At 41.4% G+C, this 19,580-nt stretch carries 19 protein-coding genes; 13 read left to right on the top strand and 6 right to left on the bottom strand.

The genetic code is table 11. The features are described from left to right. Positions 1–287: 287 nt before the first annotated feature. The 4 genes from ACQK2H_RS14990 to ACQK2H_RS14975 all read right to left on the bottom strand — a co-directional run bounded on the left by ACQK2H_RS14990 (position 288) and on the right by ACQK2H_RS14975 (position 4,258). Positions 288–872 carry a hypothetical protein gene (locus ACQK2H_RS14990; protein ID WP_425392188.1) on the bottom strand — a complete coding sequence of 195 codons (585 nt, stop codon included), beginning with the start codon at positions 870–872 and terminating at the stop codon, positions 288–290. A gap of 101 nt (positions 873–973) precedes the next feature. Further along, positions 974–2,332: a M20/M25/M40 family metallo-hydrolase gene (locus tag ACQK2H_RS14985; RefSeq protein WP_425392187.1), complete on the bottom strand. Its 1,359-nt coding sequence runs from the start codon at positions 2,330–2,332 to the stop codon at positions 974–976. A 55-nt stretch (positions 2,333–2,387) separates the two neighbouring features. Beyond that, positions 2,388–3,050 (bottom strand): alpha/beta hydrolase, encoded by a 663-nt coding sequence (locus tag ACQK2H_RS14980; protein WP_425392186.1) that lies wholly within the window; start codon positions 3,048–3,050, stop codon positions 2,388–2,390. After that, positions 3,017–4,258 carry a DUF819 domain-containing protein gene (locus ACQK2H_RS14975; protein ID WP_425392185.1) on the bottom strand — a complete coding sequence of 414 codons (1,242 nt, stop codon included), beginning with the start codon at positions 4,256–4,258 and terminating at the stop codon, positions 3,017–3,019. Before ACQK2H_RS14975 ends, ACQK2H_RS14980 begins: the two co-directional genes overlap by 34 nt. Positions 4,259–4,339: 81 nt before the next feature. Between ACQK2H_RS14975 and ACQK2H_RS14970 the strand changes: the two genes are divergently transcribed. The 3 genes from ACQK2H_RS14970 to ACQK2H_RS14960 are packed head-to-tail and all read left to right on the top strand — an operon-like array spanning position 4,340 to position 6,221. After that, on the top strand, positions 4,340–4,468 hold the full coding sequence (locus ACQK2H_RS14970) for a 30S ribosomal protein THX (protein WP_425392184.1): 129 nt from the start codon (positions 4,340–4,342) through the stop codon (positions 4,466–4,468). Between the two features lie 51 nt (positions 4,469–4,519). Next, on the top strand, positions 4,520–5,158 hold the full coding sequence (locus ACQK2H_RS14965; protein WP_425392183.1) for an outer membrane beta-barrel protein: 639 nt from the start codon (positions 4,520–4,522) through the stop codon (positions 5,156–5,158). Beyond that, positions 5,151–6,221, top strand: a complete 1,071-nt coding sequence (locus ACQK2H_RS14960; RefSeq protein ID WP_425392182.1) for an alkane 1-monooxygenase — start codon at positions 5,151–5,153, stop codon at positions 6,219–6,221. Before ACQK2H_RS14965 ends, ACQK2H_RS14960 begins: the two co-directional genes overlap by 8 nt. Before the next feature lies 1 nt (position 6,222). Here ACQK2H_RS14960 and ACQK2H_RS14955 read toward each other — a convergent pair whose 3' ends face one another. Both ACQK2H_RS14955 and ACQK2H_RS14950 read right to left on the bottom strand, forming a co-directional pair. Continuing rightward, complete coding sequence (locus tag ACQK2H_RS14955) at positions 6,223–8,499, bottom strand: DUF5916 domain-containing protein (RefSeq protein ID WP_425392181.1); 2,277 nt, start codon at positions 8,497–8,499, stop codon at positions 6,223–6,225. Continuing rightward, positions 8,486–8,902, bottom strand: coding sequence for a TerB family tellurite resistance protein (locus ACQK2H_RS14950; RefSeq protein ID WP_425392180.1), 417 nt, complete (start codon positions 8,900–8,902; stop codon positions 8,486–8,488). The genes ACQK2H_RS14955 and ACQK2H_RS14950 overlap by 14 nt, the downstream gene beginning before the upstream one ends. Before the next feature lie 247 nt (positions 8,903–9,149). Here ACQK2H_RS14950 and ACQK2H_RS14945 point away from each other — a divergent pair, with 247 nt between their 5' ends. From ACQK2H_RS14945 to ACQK2H_RS14900, 10 genes are all read left to right on the top strand, one after another. Continuing rightward, positions 9,150–10,538, top strand: a complete 1,389-nt coding sequence (locus tag ACQK2H_RS14945; RefSeq protein WP_425392179.1) for an anthranilate synthase component I family protein — start codon at positions 9,150–9,152, stop codon at positions 10,536–10,538. Further along, positions 10,535–11,104 (top strand): anthranilate synthase component II, encoded by a 570-nt coding sequence (locus ACQK2H_RS14940; RefSeq protein ID WP_425392178.1) that lies wholly within the window; start codon positions 10,535–10,537, stop codon positions 11,102–11,104. Before ACQK2H_RS14945 ends, ACQK2H_RS14940 begins: the two co-directional genes overlap by 4 nt. Then, positions 11,101–12,093, top strand: a complete 993-nt coding sequence (gene trpD / locus ACQK2H_RS14935) for an anthranilate phosphoribosyltransferase (RefSeq protein WP_425392177.1) — start codon at positions 11,101–11,103, stop codon at positions 12,091–12,093. Before ACQK2H_RS14940 ends, trpD begins: the two co-directional genes overlap by 4 nt. After that, positions 12,093–12,920: an indole-3-glycerol phosphate synthase TrpC gene (gene trpC / locus ACQK2H_RS14930; protein ID WP_425392176.1), complete on the top strand. Its 828-nt coding sequence runs from the start codon at positions 12,093–12,095 to the stop codon at positions 12,918–12,920. Before trpD ends, trpC begins: the two co-directional genes overlap by 1 nt. Positions 12,921–12,940: 20 nt before the next feature. Next, positions 12,941–13,969, top strand: coding sequence for a DUF559 domain-containing protein (locus ACQK2H_RS14925; protein WP_425392175.1), 1,029 nt, complete (start codon positions 12,941–12,943; stop codon positions 13,967–13,969). Continuing rightward, complete coding sequence (gene trpB / locus ACQK2H_RS14920) at positions 13,966–15,150, top strand: tryptophan synthase subunit beta (RefSeq protein WP_425392174.1); 1,185 nt, start codon at positions 13,966–13,968, stop codon at positions 15,148–15,150. Before ACQK2H_RS14925 ends, trpB begins: the two co-directional genes overlap by 4 nt. Further along, entirely contained in the window at positions 15,151–15,936 is a 786-nt protein-coding gene (trpA, locus tag ACQK2H_RS14915) for a tryptophan synthase subunit alpha (RefSeq protein ID WP_425392173.1), read from the top strand. After that, positions 15,933–16,940, top strand: a complete 1,008-nt coding sequence (gene aroF / locus ACQK2H_RS14910; protein WP_425392172.1) for a 3-deoxy-7-phosphoheptulonate synthase — start codon at positions 15,933–15,935, stop codon at positions 16,938–16,940. The genes trpA and aroF overlap by 4 nt, the downstream gene beginning before the upstream one ends. A gap of 1 nt (position 16,941) precedes the next feature. After that, entirely contained in the window at positions 16,942–17,667 is a 726-nt protein-coding gene (locus ACQK2H_RS14905) for a phenylalanine 4-monooxygenase (RefSeq protein WP_425392171.1), read from the top strand. Between the two features lie 416 nt (positions 17,668–18,083). After that, entirely contained in the window at positions 18,084–19,565 is a 1,482-nt protein-coding gene (locus tag ACQK2H_RS14900) for a dihydrolipoyl dehydrogenase family protein (protein ID WP_425392170.1), read from the top strand. Positions 19,566–19,580: the final 15 nt, after the last annotated feature.

The raw sequence follows: 19,580 nt of genomic DNA, 5'->3' as shown, positions 1-19,580 counted from the left end.
GTTGCGATTTCATCCCAACATTTAAAGTGACCTTTTGGAAAGTTTTAAACTTTCCAATACTTGATGCCTAACCTTAGTGTCGCTGGAAGTAAAAAAGACCTTTTCGTAGTTCCCACGACATGGTTGTGTCTTCACAAACCACTTACCTTTCTTTCTTGTGGACACGAAACCGAGGCATTAACACCAACGAGGGCTGAATCTAGTCGTCACGCCACTCAAAGTGTTAGGACGACTTTCATGATATAGGTGTACTTGGATCATGAATGTTTGTTTACCCTAGATATTAACTAGTCATTATCCTTTTGTCTTGCTTCCTCAGCTTTTAGTTGCAATTGTCTGTTTTCTGGGTTCTTAGCTGCCTTTTCATAAGCCTTTATGTATTCAGGATTATCTCTGAAAAATACTTTGACCAGGGTTGTTCCAGGAGTTGCCATTAAAACTCCGGACAGTGCTATGACTATGGTGGATCGAACGATCATATTCTTAAGGAATCTACTTCCACCCTGAGAGAAATATTTAATTAGAATTATTATTAAATAAAATACTCCTGCAGTTAGACCAACAGTTAACATAAGACCTGAACCTGGGAGTTGCAATAGTTTAAAAAGTGAGCCAATAGCTAGAATAGAGAAAATCATCCCCCCTCCAAAAGCGCCTAAACCGCGCACGAGCGTTATTCCTTTATAAGATTCTTTTTTGAATATTTCCCTCATGGGGATTGAATTAAAGTAGAAGAATCCGATAGGGTAATAAAGAATGGCTAATGCTGTCATCGAAATTCCCAGTATCATCGATCCTCCAGGCATAAGTAAGAGCATCATAAGAATTCCGATGGCGGTTATAGCTGCAGCGATTAGTTCAATTTTTTTCATTTAATAGATAAAATAGATGTTAACTATAGAATAAACACGATGTAGTGTTCACTGACCATTCAAATATAGGACACAGCTATATGTGAGCTTAACGTCCTTCTCTATTTTATACCCTCTCGGTCCAGTAAATACACCATTGCACTCATGCTGGCAGCACCCAGTTCCAACTCACGTTGGTCTACTGCTTCAAACACATCAGCTGGGGTATGGTGGTAGATGAAGTATTTCTGCGTGCTGGGTCTTAAACCAATCAGTAATGTTCCTTGTGAACGAAGAGGTCCTATATCAGCGCCTCCGCCATTTTGATCAAAGTCCCAGACACGATAGGGAAGGAAGTAGCCCCTCCAGGCTTTGATCTTCGCACGCTGTTCCTCAGTTCCTGAAGTGGAAAAGCCCAATGGTTGGAATCCACCGGAATCCGACTCCAAAGCAGCAATGTGCTTTTCTCCTTTTTCTTTGGCTACTCGTGCATACTCTCGACCACCCCTCAATCCATTTTCTTCATTCATCCACATGACTGCTCGAATGGTTCGTTTCGGAGTAATGTCTAATGCCTTTATAAGCCTCACAGCCTCAATGGCTTGCATGCAGCCTGAGCCATCATCATGTGCGCCTTCACCTACATCCCAGGAGTCCAGGTGTCCTCCCACCGCGATAATTTCATCAGGGAACTCAGTACCTCTCAGCTCACCGATAACATTATAAGAAAGCACATCGGGTAGCTGCTTACAATGGGTTTCTATGTAAACCTTCAGCTTCTGTTCTTTCAAAATCTTGCTGAGTTTATCAGCATCGTTTGTGCTGATAGCCACCGCAGGTATTTGATTGATGAGTGCTTTATATCGGAGTGATCCCGTGTGTGGAATGTCATCCTGTCGGTTAGTGACTGAACGAATAATGATGGCTTTTGCACCAAACTTTGCTGCTTCTGAAGCACCCGAAGATCGCTGAATAACCGCACCTCCGTACGCACCAAAGGTGTTGATGATGGTAGGATCCATCGCTCCATTATAGAACACGATTTTGCCTTCTACTTTTTTGCCTAGCTCATTCACCTCATCAATGCCACTTACTTCCACTACTTCCGCCAGTACTCCCTCAGATCCAGTGCCAACAGAGTTTCCAAGGGCTAAGGCATTCATTTCAAATGTTCCATGTTTGTTGGAATCGATAGCCCGAACGATTTCTTTCTTGCCACGCACCCAGTGAGGCACCATGACCGGTTGCAGATAAACCGTATCAAATCCATATGATTCCATTAGCTGCTTGGTGTATTCTACAGCAGCAGCTGCTTCCGGAGACCCGGAAAGTCTATTCCCAATTTCTTTACAAAGTACACGTAAGTCTTCGTATACACGTCCATTGGTCAACGCTTCATCATAGATTTCTTTGATGGTTTTCTCGTGTTGTGCTAATGAAAGAATCGGAATGAGTAATAGGATAGTAGCTAATTTCTTCATGGGAATGAAGTTAATTCAGGTATTTTATATCTGAAAAAGTTAATTGATGAGTGGCTTAAATTTTGGTCAGGAGTTCGGGAATCACCCGATGACCCCCATCATACCAGTGAAGTTCCGGTTCTCTTTCTAAGGCTGTTTTTACTACTTCATTTTGTTTAGGAATCATTTCGTCTTTGAAGTAGATGTCTTCTTTGCTGGTATAATAATGAATTCCTTCTTTTCCGGTTAAGTATCTCCAGTCCTGAGGATCCGTGTCTGGAGGAAACGTACCTGCCCAGATGATCATTTTGCTGAATGGAATTTTGGCGTGAGCAGCGTATCTGCCCATGGTGGCTGTACCTTGTGAGAAGCCGAAGTAAATCAGCTCTTTGTCCGAAAAATCGAATTGCTTAAGTACCGCATCAATGTACGCGTATTGGTTTTCAATTTCAGTCAGCCGATCTTCTTTGGTCATCCAGGAAGCACCCACTCTCCCATAGACGCCATCCAGGTAGTATTTAGACAGACCTTGCGGAGCAATGATGAAATTCTTTTTTGGATCCAGCCCCTCAAATTTCTTAATGAAGTATTCAGCAAGTTGGCCATACCCATGAAATACCAACCAGACACGCTCAGTATCCTCAGTAAGTTTATTGAGTGTATAGTAGGAGGCCTTGATTGATATAGGAATGTGATGCTGTACACTCATCCCGCCACCATCTGCATCATCAATCCACACAAGTAAGCACCATATGTTCCTAAAACATATCCGAGCACGGCCATCAATACTCCAACAGGGGCAAGTGATGGATGAAACTCTGAAGCAATAACAGGTGCAGAAGCGGCACCACCCACATTTGCAGTGCTGCCTACAGCTATGAAGAAATAGGGTGCTTTGATCAACTTAGCTACGATAGCCAGCAGTAGCACATGGAACAGTATCCACGTAATGCCTAAAAAAAAGTATCCCGGATTTGAGAATATGGCCAGAATGTCCATTTTCATCCCAATGGTTGCTACCAAAATGTAAATAAAGGCTCTCCCTATACGAGAGGCGCCTACTCCCTCAAGTTTTCTAACTTTTGTAAAAGATAATATTACGCCTAAAGTAGTTGCAATTACTACGAGCCAGAAAAATCCGGAGGTGAGGCTGTATTGCTCCAGCGCAGGGAATTGCTCTAAGTAAGGAACGATTAGATCCGAACAGAAATGGCCAACCCCTGTGCAGGCGAATCCAACCATTAATACTTTCATCAGGTCTGTGAGATTCGGAATTTTAGCTACGCTCGCCTGATAGTTTTCCATTTTTACTTTTAGCGATTCAATAGCAGAGGAGTCAGCTTTTAATTTTCTATCAATCAATTTTGTGACAGCTACTCCGGCAATAAGTACACCAAGCCAGGCATTGCCAACGATGATGTCAACAGTGACCATTTTTGAAAATAACTCATCACTTACCTCAAATACTTCCTTCATTGAAGCTTGATTGGCTCCTCCACCGATCCATGAACCGGCAATGGTTGTCATGCCTCGCCATACTTCATTTGGAGCTACACCTCCCACCAAATCAGGCGCTAGATAAGAAAAAATGATAATTGTAAGTGGACCTCCGATCATGATGCCCACTGTACCAGTCACAAACATGATTACAGCCTTAGAGCCAAGCTTTGCAATTTCTTTAAGGTCAACGCTGATCGTTAATAGCACTAAACTCGCTGGTAATAGGTATCGAGAGGCAACAAAATAGAGGTTAGATTGCGAAGGGTCTATAAGTCCGAAAGCCTGTAGCAGTGAGGGGAGGAAGTAGCACACTAAAAGAGCTGGAACATATGAGTAGAATTTTTTCCAAAATGGGTGGTCTAGTGAAGAAGTGTAAAAAACCCCACCGAGCATTAGCATAAGGATGCCAAAAATTACGGCATCATTTGTGATAAGAGGTTGATCCATAATGTTGTGAATTAGCTTCAAGGATAATCATTTCCCTTGAGCATATCCATGATTATTTTATTTTTGGGAAAAAATATAATTATGGGAAAAGGAGATAAGAAAACCAGAAGAGGTAAGATTTCTAAAGGTACTTACGGTGCATCCAGACCCAGAAGTGCCAATAAGAAGTCCAACTCTGAAGCTGGTAAGAAATCATCAAAAAAGAAGTAGTTAATGAGGTTTATTTGGCTTGTCTGCTTCGCATTGTTATTCAATGTGGGGATGGCACAAAAGACATATGTAGGAGTGAAGGCAGGCGGCCATGCTTCATCGGTGTTCATTGAGCATACGATTTTCAATTTGAATGTAAATACCACCTTTCTACCGGGTGCAAACGGAGGGGTATTTTTAAAATACTTACCCAAACCGGGTGATTCATTCCTCAATTCTGGCATCCAACTTGGCGTTAACTATGTCCAGAAAGGCTGGAAGCAGACGTTTTTAACCGATGAGCCATCGTATACCGCGAGGATGAACTATTTAGAAATACCTCTAGAAGGGATAGGGTACTTTGGAGGAAAGAATAAATACTTCATTTCAGCGGGGTTTTACACGGAGTTTTTAATTGATACTGACCTGGATAGAACACCAAACGTAGATAATTTGGGTGGATCAGACTTCTATACTTATGATCCGGCCAGAGACAATCAATTTGGTTATGGGGGTAGAATTGGAGGTGGTACATTCAGAGATTTATCGATAGGTACTTTTCAATTAGAAGGTTTTTTTAGCTACAGTTTCAGTAATTTTATAGACCCTGGTGATCTCACTACTGAAACCCCCGACCTTTCCAATCATTGGGTTGTTGGTTTTACAGTGGGGTATATGGTCTCACTTGGAGGAAATAGAGACAATGAATAGAAAAAAATTAAATGCCCTGCGCTATATGAACGTGCTGATACTTCCTGTATTGGCATGGGTAAGCTTTAACTCCAAAGGGTGGCTTACATATCTTCCTTTGATCGAATCTTTCATGTTCATTCCACTTATGGAATTGGCATACAAGCCTAATCCAACCAACCTGACTCCCGAGAAGGAGAAGCAGAGAAAGGATGATCCTATTTATGACTGGCAGTTGTACATCATGGTTCCGATTCAATTCGGTTTATTAATTGTATTTCTGTTCTCCATGCAAGAAACAGGGCTCGCCCTTGTGGATAAGATCGGTAGAATATCAGGAATGGGATTGCTGTGTGGTGTTATTGGTATCAATGTAGCTCATGAGTTGGGTCACCGAAGCAAGAAATACGAGCAGTTTTTGGCCAAGGCATTATTGCTTACTTCCTTGTATATGCATTTTTTTATAGAGCACAATCGGGGACATCATAAAAACGTAAGTACCAAAGAGGATCCATCGTCGGCAAGATATGGCGAAATGTTATACTCTTTTTGGATTCGATCTGTGGTTTTTGCATACCTCTCTGCCTGGAAGCTGGAAGCAAAACGTTTAAAGAAAAAGGGAATTTCTCCATTATCCTTTCAAAATGAAATGATTCAATTTCAGTTGATTCAGGCGGCCTTTACATTGGCTATTGGTTGGTATTTTGGATGGGTGGTAATGGGATATTTTGTTATCGCAGCGGTGATTGGATTCCTCTTACTGGAGACTGTTAACTACATTGAGCATTATGGCTTGGAGAGAGACAAAAAGGGAGATGTATATGAGCGTGTGATGCCTCATCACTCCTGGAATTCAGACCATAAACTGGGACGTATAATTCTGTTTGAACTATCCAGGCATTCGGATCATCATTACATTGCGAGCAGGAAGTACCAAATACTGAGACATATAGATGAAAGTCCTCAAATGCCTACTGGTTACCCGGGGATGATGATTTTAGCAACTATTCCTCCACTTTGGTTCGCCATTATGCATCCTCGTATTAAACGAATGAGGGAGCAGGGACTCGCTCAGGCTGCATAAATCATAGGTTTAACCAATAATTTACTTTGAACACGATTGCTCTGTTACGGGTTTGGAATCCGTCAGTTATGTAATTGTCTGTGTAGACCAGGAAAATATCTGAAACAGGTTTGAATCGCCACTGAAACCGTGAATTATGGCCAAGATTCTCTCGTTGAGAATTGTATTGGATAAAGGTGGTAAAAAAGACATTATTGCTCAACGTCAAATCTATTCTTGGACCAATGAGGTATAAATCAGCGTCATTGAAAGGATCAGGTAAATTCACCCGATTGTACTCGCCGTTCAGCTCAATTTGAAGTGTAGGTGGTAGCCTGAATACAAGTCCTAATTCCGCATTGAATCGTCTACCATTGAAGAAACCTCCGTTGCTCACTGAAGATCTGACTATAAAATTTTTCCGACGATCTGATCGATAGAATATCCGGTACCGATACCATTCATGTGTAGTGTTCTCCTGCAGTTCTCGTCCATCTGTACCTGAGGGATCAAATGGAGATGTGAGAGATACGAAGTTCCACCCGGACCCAACTTCGAGGTAGGAGGTATTAAGGAAGGAAATTCGATATTCCATGCCGGCATCATTATCCAGTCGATCCCATTCGTTGGTGAGCACACCACCAAAATTGATTGCAGGTCCGTGACGCTGAATAATATTTCCATCGGAAGGGAAAATATTAAATTCAGTCCCTAGTCCATAATTGGTAACTCCCGGTCTTGGCACAAAACCTACTTCTGCATTATGATTTTCACCAATGCGCTGAAAATTTACACGAGCGCCAAATGTTGGTTTTTGATACCTTAAGAATGCACCTGTTGCATATTTTTCGTCTGAACTTATCTCTGGATCTAACGAGCGATGATAAAAGAAGTCTCCCTCCCAGCTATTGTCTATGTTGGCAAGATTGTAGTCAAGTCCGAACACATAATTATACTCACTGAGGGTGATTAAGGTATCTTCCGCATTAAGTTCATTACCGAAATTATCTCTCAGCTCCCCGGTTTGTGCCAGCCTGGTGGAATCATAAGTCACTGCGGCATTACCAAGATTATTCCGGCCTACGAAAATGGCACTCAATCGTGAACGGCTGAAGATTTGTCTTTCAAGAACTGCCACCGAATAGTTCTGTGCAGGCGATATTTCTTCCGATGTTTCATCACGATTGGTGGTCATATTCAAAGCACCGATACGCCATTTACTGCCAATTTTACCACTCAGACGAGCTCCTGCAATAATTGGCACATTTCTTCGGGTATCACCGGATCCCTGAATGCCTATCCTTCTGGAGAAAAACGGTCTGGATCTTCCAAATCCACCATCAGCAAACAGGTCTTGATTTTCAAGGAAAAATTGACGCCTTTCGGGAAAAAATAATTCGAAACGTTGAAGATTAGTCACCTGTTGGTCTACTTCCACTTGAGAAAAATCCGGATTGAAAGTGAGATCCAGATTCAACGAGCTCGACAATGCCACTTTAGCATCAAATCCTGCATCCAATTTATAATCAGTAGGTGTTCCTTCCTCTTGATTTTTACCGGCACTCGAAGCAACATAAGGGATCACCGTCATATTAGGGCCTGCCGGTTTAGGGGGCGTATCCCAGTTAAGTCTCCCGGAAAAAGTCATATTACTCATTCGGTAACCCTGTGGCACCTGGATCCATGCCGTGCGTTCGTTTCTTTTCAGGTTGTTTCTTAAAACCTGTATGTTCCACTGGCCTACATTGTTATATCGGATGGTCTTGAATGGAATTGATATTTCAACAGACCAGAAATCATCTTCCTGATATACTGCGCTAAACCACTTGTTATCCCAATCGTCTCGTACGTCTCCTCCAAGCAATACCAATCCCTCTCGTTGCACATTATTAGGAGTAACCTGAAATGAAAATCCGTTAGTCTTATCATTATAAGGATCAATGTAAATAGCTACATTGTCATTATTGCTCCATCCAAAATCTCTCCTTCGGGTAGTGGCTATATAGTCTCCGTCCAGGTAATCATAACAAATCACACCAATAATGATGGACTTATCCGTGTAAGTAACCATGAACTGTGTGCTGTCTAGCGCTGGCTTATAATCCGTGGGAAAGGTTTGATAAAACCCACCTGCCCTAGGCAGTTCATTCCAGATACTTTCATCCAACCGGCCATCAAGTCTTATATACTCGTCGGTGGGTTGAATATTATAATCCACTTGATCAGGTAAATTCTGAGCAACCCCACTAACACCAGCCAATAAAAAGAATAATATGAAGGTGTTTTTAATTCTGTTCATTCAATGGGATTAGGTGCTGATCTGCAATGGATCGCAAGAAGTTCTTGTTAGAATTGATACTTGGATCTTTGTAGATGTAGGCAGAAAGGTCTGCGATAACACCCGGCTTATATCCCAAATTAATAGCCAGTTTTTCACAGAACTTAATCTCATTAGAGTGGACTTTACCATCGGCTTTCATCATCCGAATGATATTAAATAGGTAATTGAACTTTTCATCAGGCGGTAAATCCTTCAGCTTAGGAATAGGTCGTGGATTATTTACTATTTCTGCTGTTTTTTCTTCAGAAATCCCAAGCCCATCGGCGATAAACATGATCAGACGGTATTCCTCTTCTGCCACCACATTGTCGGCTTTTGAGAGGTGAGCGAGTATGCTAATTTGTTCTTCATTAGATAACATGGCGGAAATTTAGTTTAAAAACCTCAATAGCTCTAAATCTTATATCAGTAGTAGTAAAAATTTTTAACAATTTTAGACGAGTGCTTGTTTTTTAAAACCAAATGCAATTAGCTTAGCGGCTATAATGATTACGACAAAGAAATATTGGTGGTGGCATATCGACAATCCTGATTGTTGACGAGTCACTGCTGTGTTTAAAAATATATAAACCCTGACAGTTATCGTCAGGGTTTTTTTGTTTCTAACCATGAGTAAAATAAGTATAAATACACGAGAACGGACGATTTTGGCCGATACCATAACACCAGTAAGCATCTACTTGAAGCTAAGGGATCGGTTTGCCAACTCTTTTCTTTTGGAAAGTTCGGATTACCACGGAGCAGAGAATAGCTTTTCTTATATCTGCTGCTCACCATTGGCGTATATCCGGGCAGAAGGAGATAAGATTAAACGAAAATTACCCGACCAAAAAGAGGAAACTCTACCTCTGGAAAATTTAAAAAAGGAAATTGAGGGTTTCGCCACCACTTTTGATGCTGTCCAGTCAAATGGTTATATAAAATCAGGGTTATTCGGATACTTTAATTATGATGCCAAGGCTGAATTTGGTGATCTGAATATCAAGCAAAAGGATGACAGCATTCCATTGGCTCAATATCACCTTTTTCAATTCATTATTGCGTTAGATCATTTCAAGAATGAATGCCATATCATCGAAGCTTATGTGGATCAACCGGATGATAGATTATATGAGGAAGTCATTTCGTTAATTCAACAGCGAAATATTCCTGGATATCCTTTCAAAACCACTGCTGAGAAAATATCAAATAAAACCGATGAGCAATATCTGGAGATGGTAAAGAAGGGAATCCATCACTGTCACATAGGTGATGTATTTCAAGTGGTATTGTCAAGGAATTTTCAGGTGCCGTTCCTTGGTGATGATTTTCAAGTGTATCGCGCCCTAAGATCGGTTAACCCTTCACCGTATTTGTTCTATTTTGATTACGGCAGTTTCCGATTATTCGGCTCATCCCCCGAAGCTCAGATCGTACTTAAAAATGGTAAAGCAGAAATTCATCCAATTGCCGGCACTTTCAGGCGCACAGGCAATGATAAGGCTGATTCCGAGTTAGCAGCGAAACTGATAGAAGATCCTAAAGAAGATTCGGAGCATGTGATGTTGGTTGATCTGGCGAGAAATGACCTTAGCAGAAGTTGCGATAATGTAGAAGTAGAGACTTACAAGGAAGTACAGTACTATTCCCACGTCATTCACCTCGTGTCAAAGGTGACAGGTGATATAAAAAGTGACGCATCATTCATGGATATCGTGGCAGAGACATTTCCCGCCGGTACACTTTCAGGTGCACCGAAAATTAGGGCGATGGAAATAATTGAGGAAAACGAACAAACACCTAGGGGATTTTATGGGGGTGCAGTAGGATTTATGGATTTTGAAGGAAACTTCAATCATGCCATCATGATCAGAAGCTTTATGAGTAAGAATAACACCCTGAAATTTCAGGCCGGAGCAGGAGTGGTAGCACAATCCAAACCTGAAAATGAGTTGCAGGAAGTATATAATAAAGTGAGTGCGTTGGAACATGCAATTAAACAGGCAGAGCAGTTATGAAAGTACTGATAATAGATAACTACGACTCATTCACTTACAATCTGGTGCATATCCTAAGAGAACTTGGAGTGGAGAAGTTCATGAAAATTGTTCGAAATGATCAACTTGAACTGAATGAAGTTGAAGCATTTGATCATATTTTACTATCTCCAGGACCAGGTGTACCCAAAGATGCCGGCCTCATGCCGAAAGTAATCGAAAGGTACGCTTCCTCTAAAAACATTCTGGGTGTGTGTTTGGGACATCAGGGGATAGGAGAAGCATTCGGAGCAAAGCTTTTTAACCTTCCTCAGGTATTTCATGGAATGGTTACTCCCGTGGAGCAGGTTGCCGATGATGCACTCTTTAAAGGATTGCCATCATCATTCAATGTGTGCAGGTATCATTCCTGGGTGATCCAAAAAGCCAGTCTTCCAGAATCATTAGAGGTAACAAGCGTAGCAGAAAATGGTAATATCATGTCTATCAGACATAAAGCATTTAATGTTCGAGGTGTACAGTTTCACCCGGAATCGATCATGACAGAGCATGGTAAACAGTTAATGAAAAACTGGTTAGAACTATGAAGGAAATACTAGACAGACTTATAAATAATCAAACACTCTCTCGTGAAGAGGCAAAAGTGGTCTTAACAGGATTGGCTACCGGTCAGTATAATAACAGTCAGGTGGCTGCTTTTCTTACGGTATATTTAATGAGGGCCATTCGTGTCCAGGAGTTAGAAGGCTTTAGAGATGCCATGCTGGAGCTATGCAATCCTGTGAATCTGGAAGGTTATGATGCCATCGATGTATGTGGAACAGGAGGTGACGGAAAGAACACATTCAATATCTCCACAATTTCCTCATTCATTGTAGCAGGGGCAGGAGTGAATGTGGCTAAACACGGAAACTATGGTGTTTCCTCAGTAAGTGGCTCATCAAATGTGCTGGAATATTTAGGCGCAAAGTTTTCGGGAGATGCGGATCGAATGAAGAAGTCTATGGATGCATCTGGTATTTGTTTCATGCATGCACCACTCTTTCATCCGGCAATGAAGAACGTAGCACCTATTCGAAAGGAATTGGGTGTGAAGACCTTTTTTAATATGCTGGGACCGATGGTGAATCCGGCATTCCCACCCAATCAACTGGTGGGTGTCTTTAGTTTAGAGCTGGCACGTTTGTATGGGTATCTCTATCAGAATACCAATAAGAACTTTTCGATTGTACACTCACTGGATGGGTATGACGAAATTTCGCTAACAAGCGACTTTAAATTGATCTCGAACAAAACCGAGGAACTTGTTTCACCCAATGATTTAGGATTTGAATTATTAGAGCAGAAAAAACTTCATGGAGGTGAAACGATCGAAGATGCTGCAGGTATTTTCAATAAGATTTTGAGTAACCAAGGGTCGGAAGCTCAAAATAATGCGGTGCTGGCTAATGCAGGTCTGGCTATTGCAACAGTAAAACAAACATCTTATACAAAAGGTATAGAAGAGGCGAAAGAATCACTTAAAAGCGGTAAAGCCTTGCAATCATTTAAGAACTTTTTAACCATCAATAGTTAATGGATATCCTTTCAGAAATTGTAGCAAACAAACGTAAAGAGGTTGCCTCCAATAAGGAACTTTACCCTACCAAGCTTCTTGAGCAGAGCATCTACTTTGAAGGTCAACCGGTTTCACTAAAGAAATACCTGCAACGTCCTGATAAATCAGGAATAATAGCTGAGATTAAACGTAAATCTCCATCCAAAGGAGTGATCAATAAACACGTCTCTGTTGAACGAACATCCATTGGATACATGCAAGCAGGAGCTTCCGGATTGTCTGTCCTGACTGATAACGTGTATTTTGGTGGATCTTCTGAAGACCTGAAGGTGGCCAGATCGTTCAATTTCTGCCCAATCCTTCGAAAGGATTTCATGATTGATGAATACCAGGTGGTAGAGGCTAAATCATTAGGTGCTGACGTGATCCTGTTAATAGCAGCTGTGTTGGATAAGCAGGAAATCGAGAAGCTGGGTTCGCTAGCTCAAAGTCTAGGTATGGAAGTGTTGCTAGAGGTACACAATGAAGAAGAGCTGAATGGCAGCATTACGGATAAAGTAGATTTAATCGGAGTGAATAACAGGGATTTAAAAACCTTCGAAACGAAGGTCCAGACCTCAAAAGATCTAGCCGAAAAAATCCCCACTGAGTTTATTAAAGTCTCAGAAAGCGGGCTATCAAAACCAGAAACGGTTTTGGAACTTAAAGAATATGGATTTGAAGGTTTTTTGATAGGGGAGACCTTCATGCAAACCGGGCGTCCTGAGAAAGCCGCAAAAGAATTTATTAAGCGTTTATATCAACTCAGCCCTAGCCCCTCTCTTATAAGAGAGGGGAATAATTGAGAATTCTAAACCTGATACTTATGAAATATTCACAGATATTGGATTACGCACGATCTCTACGGAAGAATCAAACTCCGGCTGAAAGAATATTTTGGGCCAATGTTAGAAATAGAAAGTTCAAAGGGTTAAAGTTTAATCGCCAGTTCATAATTGAACATACAGGAGGTGCATATTTCATAGCTGATTTTTTTTGTCATGAGCATAAGCTGATAGTGGAAATTGATGGTGGAATACACGTGCAACAAGTTGATTATGATAAAATAAGAGAGGATGTCTTATTAGATATGGGCTATGATATTATTCGATTTAAGAATGAAGAAATTTTGAATGATTGGATGAGTGTAGATGAAAAACTTGCTTTTAAACTCGCCCACAACCCCTCTCTTGAAAGAGAGGGGAAAGTTCCGATTCATCGGGACAGGGGAGAGTTAAAGAATCTAAAACTAAAAGTCTGTGGCATGCGAGACCCTGAAAATATTCAGGGGTTGGTCGATATTAAGCCGGACTTTATTGGATTTATTTTTTACCCTAAATCTCCAAGGTATGTCGATGAAATGGATGAAGATTTCATCATGCGGATACCTCTGAGTATTCATAAAGTGGGCGTATTTGTCAATGAGTCCATTGGTCGTATAGTCTCACAAGCCGACAAGTATGGATTGGAATATATTCAACTTCATGGAGATGAAGATTTAGACTTTGCCAAAAGCCTTAAGGCAAAAGGTCTGAAGATCATTAAGGTATTCAGAGTAATGGATACAATTCCAGTAGTAGCCAAACAATATCAAGGAATAGCAGATTATTTCCTTTTTGATACTGCTTCTAGCAACTACGGGGGATCGGGACGACATTTCGACTGGAATATCTTAAGAAACTACAACCTAAACATACCATTCCTTCTGAGCGGTGGCGTTCAGTTGGAAGATATTGAAAAGATCAAGGAGATGGAGATTGACCAGTTGGTAGGTATCGATGTGAACAGTCGATTTGAGACTGAACCTGCGATGAAAGATTTAGGAAAATTACGTGAGTTAAAGGCAGTGCTATGAGTAAGTACAATGTGAATGATAAAGGGTATTACGGAAAATTTGGTGGAGCTTACATCCCGGAAATGCTTCATCCTAACGTAGAGGAACTTCGAGAAAACTATTTGAGCATCATTCAATCAGAGGAGTTTAAGAATGAATTTGATCACCTGCTGCAAACGTATGTCGGCCGGCCTACTCCTTTGTATTTTGCTTCCAGGTTATCAGAAAAGTACAATACTAAAATTTATCTAAAGCGAGAAGACCTCTGCCATACAGGAGCACACAAGGTGAATAATACCATAGGTCAAATCATGCTTGCAAAGCGCCTGGGGAAATCAAAGATTATCGCGGAAACAGGAGCAGGTCAGCATGGAGTGGCGACAGCCACTGTTTGTGCTTTGATGGGCATGGAATGTGTGGTGTATATGGGTGAAATAGACATGGCCAGACAAAAACCCAACGTAGAGCGCATGAAGATACTAGGTGCTGAAGTTAAGCCTGCAACTTCAGGGAGCAAAACATTGAAGGATGCTACCAATGAGGCCATGCGTCACTGGATTAATAATCCAACAGACACGCATTATATCATAGGGTCTGTGGTAGGTCCACATCCATACCCGGATATGGTAGCCAGATTCCAATCTGTCATTAGCGAAGAAATGCGGCAGCAACTACAAGAAGTGGAAGGTAGCAATGCTCCGGATCATGTAATTGCCTGTGTGGGGGGTGGAAGCAATGCTGCGGGTGCCTTTTACCATTTTTTGGAAGATGAATCTGTTAATCTCATTGCAGCAGAGGCGGCCGGGCATGGTGTGATGTCAGGTAAGTCAGCAGCTACTACCGTCTTAGGAAAAGCAGGCGTACTTCATGGCAGCAAGACGATTTTAATGCAAACGGATGATGGTCAGGTAGTAGAGCCTTACAGTATCTCTGCTGGGCTGGATTATCCCGGGATTGGTCCCATACACGCACACTTGTTTGATGCAGGTAGAGCTGAATTCTTTGGAATAACCGATGAAGAAGCCATGATTGCCGGAGTAGAGTTAAGCAAGCTGGAAGGAATCATACCCGCTATCGAGACAGCACATGCGTTGGCTGTTTTTGGGAACAGACAGTTTGAAAAAGATGAGGTCGTAGTAGTGAATTTATCCGGTAGAGGGGACAAAGATCTGGAGACGTATATCAAATGGGGAAAATACTAAATGGAAGAGTTAGCAATAATGAACCGAATTGATCAGTCATTTAAAGAAAAGAAAGATATTCTAAATATCTACTTCACTGCCGGTTATCCTCACTTGGATGATACCGTAAGGATCGCTAAGGCACTTGAGGAGGCAGGTGCTGATATGTTAGAGATTGGCATGCCTTTCTCAGATCCGGTGGCAGATGGGCCTACCATTCAAGACAGCTCGCAAAAAGCGCTGGAAAATGGGATGACCATTGCGACACTTTTCGAGCAACTTAAAAACCTTAGGAATCATATATCAATTCCCGTGCTTTTGATGGGCTATGTAAATCCGATCCTCCAATTCGGGATTGAGCGATTCTGTGATCAATGTGCTGAAGTAGGAGTGGATGGGGTGATTATTCCGGACTTACCCATGCAGGAGTACCTGGATTTTTGTCAGGTGTACTTCAAAGAAAAGGACATTCACAATATTTTTCTGATAAGCCCTAATACCTCAGAAGATCGCATCCATCTCATCGATCAGGAATCAGGAGGATTCATTTATGTGGTTTCATCTTCCAGTATCACTGGGGCAAAAAAGGGGGTTCAAGAAGGTCAGTTGGATTACTACCAACGCATTCAATCAATGAATTTGAAAAACCCACAATTGATTGGTTTTGGGATATCAGATAAAGAAACATTTGATACGGCATGTACCTATGCAAATGGTGCAATCATTGGAAGCGCATTCATAAAGCAGCTAAACGAAGATTCGTCTGAAGAAGCAATAAAGAAATTTGTAAAAGGAATCAAAGGATGATCATACAATTAGAAAATGAAGTAAATGGTGAGGTTTTGCTCTCGGTAGAAAAAGAGCTTCAAACGTTGAAGTACAAAACGACTCACGTTAAAACGCAATACGGTAGCTACCTTATAGGAACAGGTAAAAAGCCTTTCGATATTCGAAAAATCGGACACCTTAAAGGCATCAAAGACATCCATGTAGTTTCTGATGATTATAAGCTGGTTTCTGCCAAATGGAAGGTAAATCCTACGGTAATAGATTTGGGTGATGATGTAAAAATTGGTGGCGGTCACTTTTCACTGATGGCAGGCCCTTGCAGCATTGAGGGAGAAGGGAATATCATGGAGACCATCAATTTCCTTAAGGCTAATAATATTAAGATCATGCGCGGTGGTGTCTATAAGCCTCGAAGTTCACCATACTCCTTTAGAGGATTGGGCATTCAGGGTTTAAAGCTATGGCACAAACTAGCCAGGGAAAATGGAATTAAGATTATATCTGAAGTGATGCAGGTTTCACAAATAGAAGCCATGTATGATTACGTAGATATGTTCCAGGTTGGAGCCAGAAATACACAAAATTTCAATCTCCTTGATGAATTAGGTAAGGTGGATAAGCCGGTGCTTTTAAAACGAGGTATATCAGGTACGATAGATGAATTATTGCAAAGTGCGGAGTACATCTTCTCCGGAGGTAATGAACGCTTGCTTTTATGCGAGCGAGGCATTCGAACATACGAAAAAGCTTCGAGAAACACCTTCGACATCAATGCTATTCCAATACTGAAAGAGAAATCTCACCTTCCGGTCATCGCAGATCCATCTCATGGAATAGGAATAAGAGATCATGTTGGTTCGGTAGCTATGGCAGCAACAGTTGCAGGAGCTGATGGAGTAATCTTTGAAACACATTGCAGACCAGAGGAGGCATTTTCTGATGGTCAGCAAACCCTGGATTATAATGAGGCAGCCAGGTTAATTAAGAAATTGAGAACATTAAATGATACAATAGCTTACTAGTATGAGGCAGATATACGAAAACTACACTGAAGAAGACTTTGAAGTCTGGAAGATCTTGTTTGATCGTCAAATGAAACAATTTCCAACTCATGCTTGCCAGGCGTATCGTGAAGGGTTGAAGATTGCTAATTTCGAAACAGGTCTTATACCTGACTTTAAAGAAACCAATAAGATCCTGCAAGAAACAACCGGCTGGCAACTGGCGGTTGTTCCCGGTATTGTGCCTGATTATACCTTTTTTGAGTTGATGGCCAATCGCCGTTTCCCGGCGACCACCTGGTTGAGAAAAATGAAAGAGCTTGATTATCTCGAAGAGCCGGATATGTTTCATGATGTTTTTGCACATGTCCCTTTGCTCACTAATCAGCACTTTGTGAATTTCCTGGAGGAGTTGAGTAAGATTGGACTGGAATATGTAGGTAACGATCATGCGATTCAGCTACTATCTCGCGTGTATTGGTTTACTGTAGAGTTTGGTTTGATTCAAGAACAAGAAGGACTCAGGATTTATGGTGCAGGTATTCTATCATCTGCTGGGGAGACTAAATTCTCATTGAGTGATGAACCACCAAAGCATGAGTTTAGCATTGAGCATATGCTAAATACGCCTTACCGAAAAGATGTATTTCAAACGGAGTATTTCATTACAGAATCGTATGAACAGCTATATAATTCCATCCCGGAGATTAAAAAGCTGCTTGCTGATAAGCTGGAGGCAGTAGCCTGATGAAATGTGGATAACTAGGTGGAAAAAGGGGGTAAAACTTGTTGAAAACTAAGCACTTACATTTTTTGGAGATGTAAAGTTATGGTCTACATTAGTATCATCAAACGAGGGATAGGAAACTGAAACGAAAGTTTCCAGTCGGACAAAGGGAAGTTGATTTTAAGTTTGGCTTGGATCAACGAAGTTTGAAAGACTGACTCAGAAAAGCGGTCGCAGAGGCAACTCTCGAAGGCGCATCTAAAACGGATTCCGAACAGTAGTTTGAAATATTGCAGTTGCTACGGCAGTTGCAGTATTGAAAGGGTGAAAATCGGTCACGATTCTTCACCCTTTTTGTTTTTATTCATACTCCGTATTTCTTCGGATTCATTAAATCATTCAAATCCTTATCTTTAGGGAAACAATCGCCTAGCCAAATGAAGAAATTTGACGTCTGTGTCATAGGTGGTGGGCCTGCAGGATACGCAGCAGCCATGAGAGCCATCGATTTCGGGAAACGTGTTGCATTAATAGAAAAAGATAAATTGGGGGGAGCCGGTATTCACCAGGGAGCACTTTGGAGTAAAACCTGGTGGGAGATATCGCGTGAAGCTCGAATGATCAATTTACACGGGAACACCCTTAATCTCAATAGTACCGAGTTTAGCTTTGAAAAGGTAAAGAGTGAAGTTGCTCAAGCTGTGGATCAGCGTGTTGGTTTGCTTACTCACCATATGGAAAACATCAACCTCGGACTCGGTGATGATCTTTTTGAATATATCCGTGGAGTGGCTAAGGTCACCGGTAAAAATACAGTATCAATAACGGGTAATGGGCAAAATCAAGATCTGGAAGCAGATTATATCATCCTTGCTACTGGCAGTGTGCCGAGAAAACTACCTCACCTTCCTATAGATGAAGAAACCGTATTCACATCTGACGGCTTAATTAATCTCAACCGATTCCCTAAATCAATTGTCATTGTTGGGGCAGGGGTCATCGGCTGTGAGTTTGCTACGATCTTTTCAAATTTTGGTCATACCAAAGTCCACTTGATTGATAAAGGGGATCGTATTTTACCTTTTGAGGATGAGGATGTAGTAAAAGTTATTGAAAAAAACCTTGAGGAAAAAGGAGTGCTTATTCATCGAAACTCAAAACTGATCGAAATGAAAATCGATGAGGATGAGGTGGTGTATATTCTTGAGTACAATGATGGAAGCAAAGAGAGCTTTCGGGTAGAAAAAGGATTGATATCCATAGGAAGGGTACCTCAGTATGATCAGTTAGTAGATGACAAAATAGGTGTAGAATTCGATAATCGAGGCATAAAGGATGATCTTACTCAAACCTCTGTATCTAATATTTATGCCGTCGGTGACATTACTGCAGATATTTCTTTGGTAAACGTGGGAGAGCTTGAGGGTAGGTATGCGGTAGAACGAATTTTCGGAAAGCCGGAACAGCCACTCATTTATAAGAATATATCAACCATTATGTTCCTGGATCCGGAAATTGCCGGAGTAGGGATGAATGAAATTCAGGCAAAAGATGCCGGTCTGGAGTATAAGATGGTGAGCTTGAATTATGACACCATTCCGAGAGCAACTGCTATGCGAAATACTGAAGGTTTTATTAAGGTCTTGGTGACTAATGATGATGATATGAATATCCTTGGGATGCGGGTAGTAGGTGAGCATGCTTCCAGCGCCATACAAGCTGTTGCGCTTTTGATTTCACAAGACAGGAGTATTAAGGAGTTGGCCGAGCTTATACACCCCCATCCATCTATTATTGAAGGAATTCAAGAGTGTGGTAGATTATTGATGGGTAAGCCATTATTTAAACCACGGGTACTTCGCAGTTCTATCAGGTGCCAGGTATGGGATGGTAAAGGATATCAGGATTTAGTAAAGTGACGGTCTTAATAGGTT

It is taken from the genome of Ekhidna sp., from assembly GCF_965228795.1.
GTDB lineage: Bacteria > Bacteroidota > Bacteroidia > Cytophagales > Cyclobacteriaceae > Ekhidna.
This window is presented reverse-complemented; position numbering and strand designations above follow the sequence as displayed.

Coding starts and splice junctions, on each gene's coding strand:
- ACQK2H_RS14925 (WP_425392175.1), top strand. CDS start 12,941: ATGAAATATTCACAGATATTGGATTACGCACGATCTCTACGGAAGAAT.
- ACQK2H_RS14940 (WP_425392178.1), top strand. CDS start 10,535: ATGAAAGTACTGATAATAGATAACTACGACTCATTCACTTACAATCTG.
- ACQK2H_RS14960 (WP_425392182.1), top strand. CDS start 5,151: ATGAATAGAAAAAAATTAAATGCCCTGCGCTATATGAACGTGCTGATA.
- trpA (WP_425392173.1), top strand. CDS start 15,151: ATGGAAGAGTTAGCAATAATGAACCGAATTGATCAGTCATTTAAAGAA.
- ACQK2H_RS14985 (WP_425392187.1), bottom strand. CDS start 2,332: ATGAAGAAATTAGCTACTATCCTATTACTCATTCCGATTCTTTCATTA.
- ACQK2H_RS14990 (WP_425392188.1), bottom strand. CDS start 872: ATGAAAAAAATTGAACTAATCGCTGCAGCTATAACCGCCATCGGAATT.
- trpB (WP_425392174.1), top strand. CDS start 13,966: ATGAGTAAGTACAATGTGAATGATAAAGGGTATTACGGAAAATTTGGT.
- ACQK2H_RS14950 (WP_425392180.1), bottom strand. CDS start 8,902: ATGTTATCTAATGAAGAACAAATTAGCATACTCGCTCACCTCTCAAAA.
- ACQK2H_RS14975 (WP_425392185.1), bottom strand. CDS start 4,258: ATGGATCAACCTCTTATCACAAATGATGCCGTAATTTTTGGCATCCTT.
- ACQK2H_RS14970 (WP_425392184.1), top strand. CDS start 4,340: ATGGGAAAAGGAGATAAGAAAACCAGAAGAGGTAAGATTTCTAAAGGT.
- aroF (WP_425392172.1), top strand. CDS start 15,933: ATGATCATACAATTAGAAAATGAAGTAAATGGTGAGGTTTTGCTCTCG.
- ACQK2H_RS14905 (WP_425392171.1), top strand. CDS start 16,942: ATGAGGCAGATATACGAAAACTACACTGAAGAAGACTTTGAAGTCTGG.
- trpC (WP_425392176.1), top strand. CDS start 12,093: ATGGATATCCTTTCAGAAATTGTAGCAAACAAACGTAAAGAGGTTGCC.
- ACQK2H_RS14900 (WP_425392170.1), top strand. CDS start 18,084: ATGAAGAAATTTGACGTCTGTGTCATAGGTGGTGGGCCTGCAGGATAC.
- ACQK2H_RS14955 (WP_425392181.1), bottom strand. CDS start 8,499: ATGAACAGAATTAAAAACACCTTCATATTATTCTTTTTATTGGCTGGT.
- ACQK2H_RS14945 (WP_425392179.1), top strand. CDS start 9,150: ATGAGTAAAATAAGTATAAATACACGAGAACGGACGATTTTGGCCGAT.
- ACQK2H_RS14965 (WP_425392183.1), top strand. CDS start 4,520: ATGGCACAAAAGACATATGTAGGAGTGAAGGCAGGCGGCCATGCTTCA.
- trpD (WP_425392177.1), top strand. CDS start 11,101: ATGAAGGAAATACTAGACAGACTTATAAATAATCAAACACTCTCTCGT.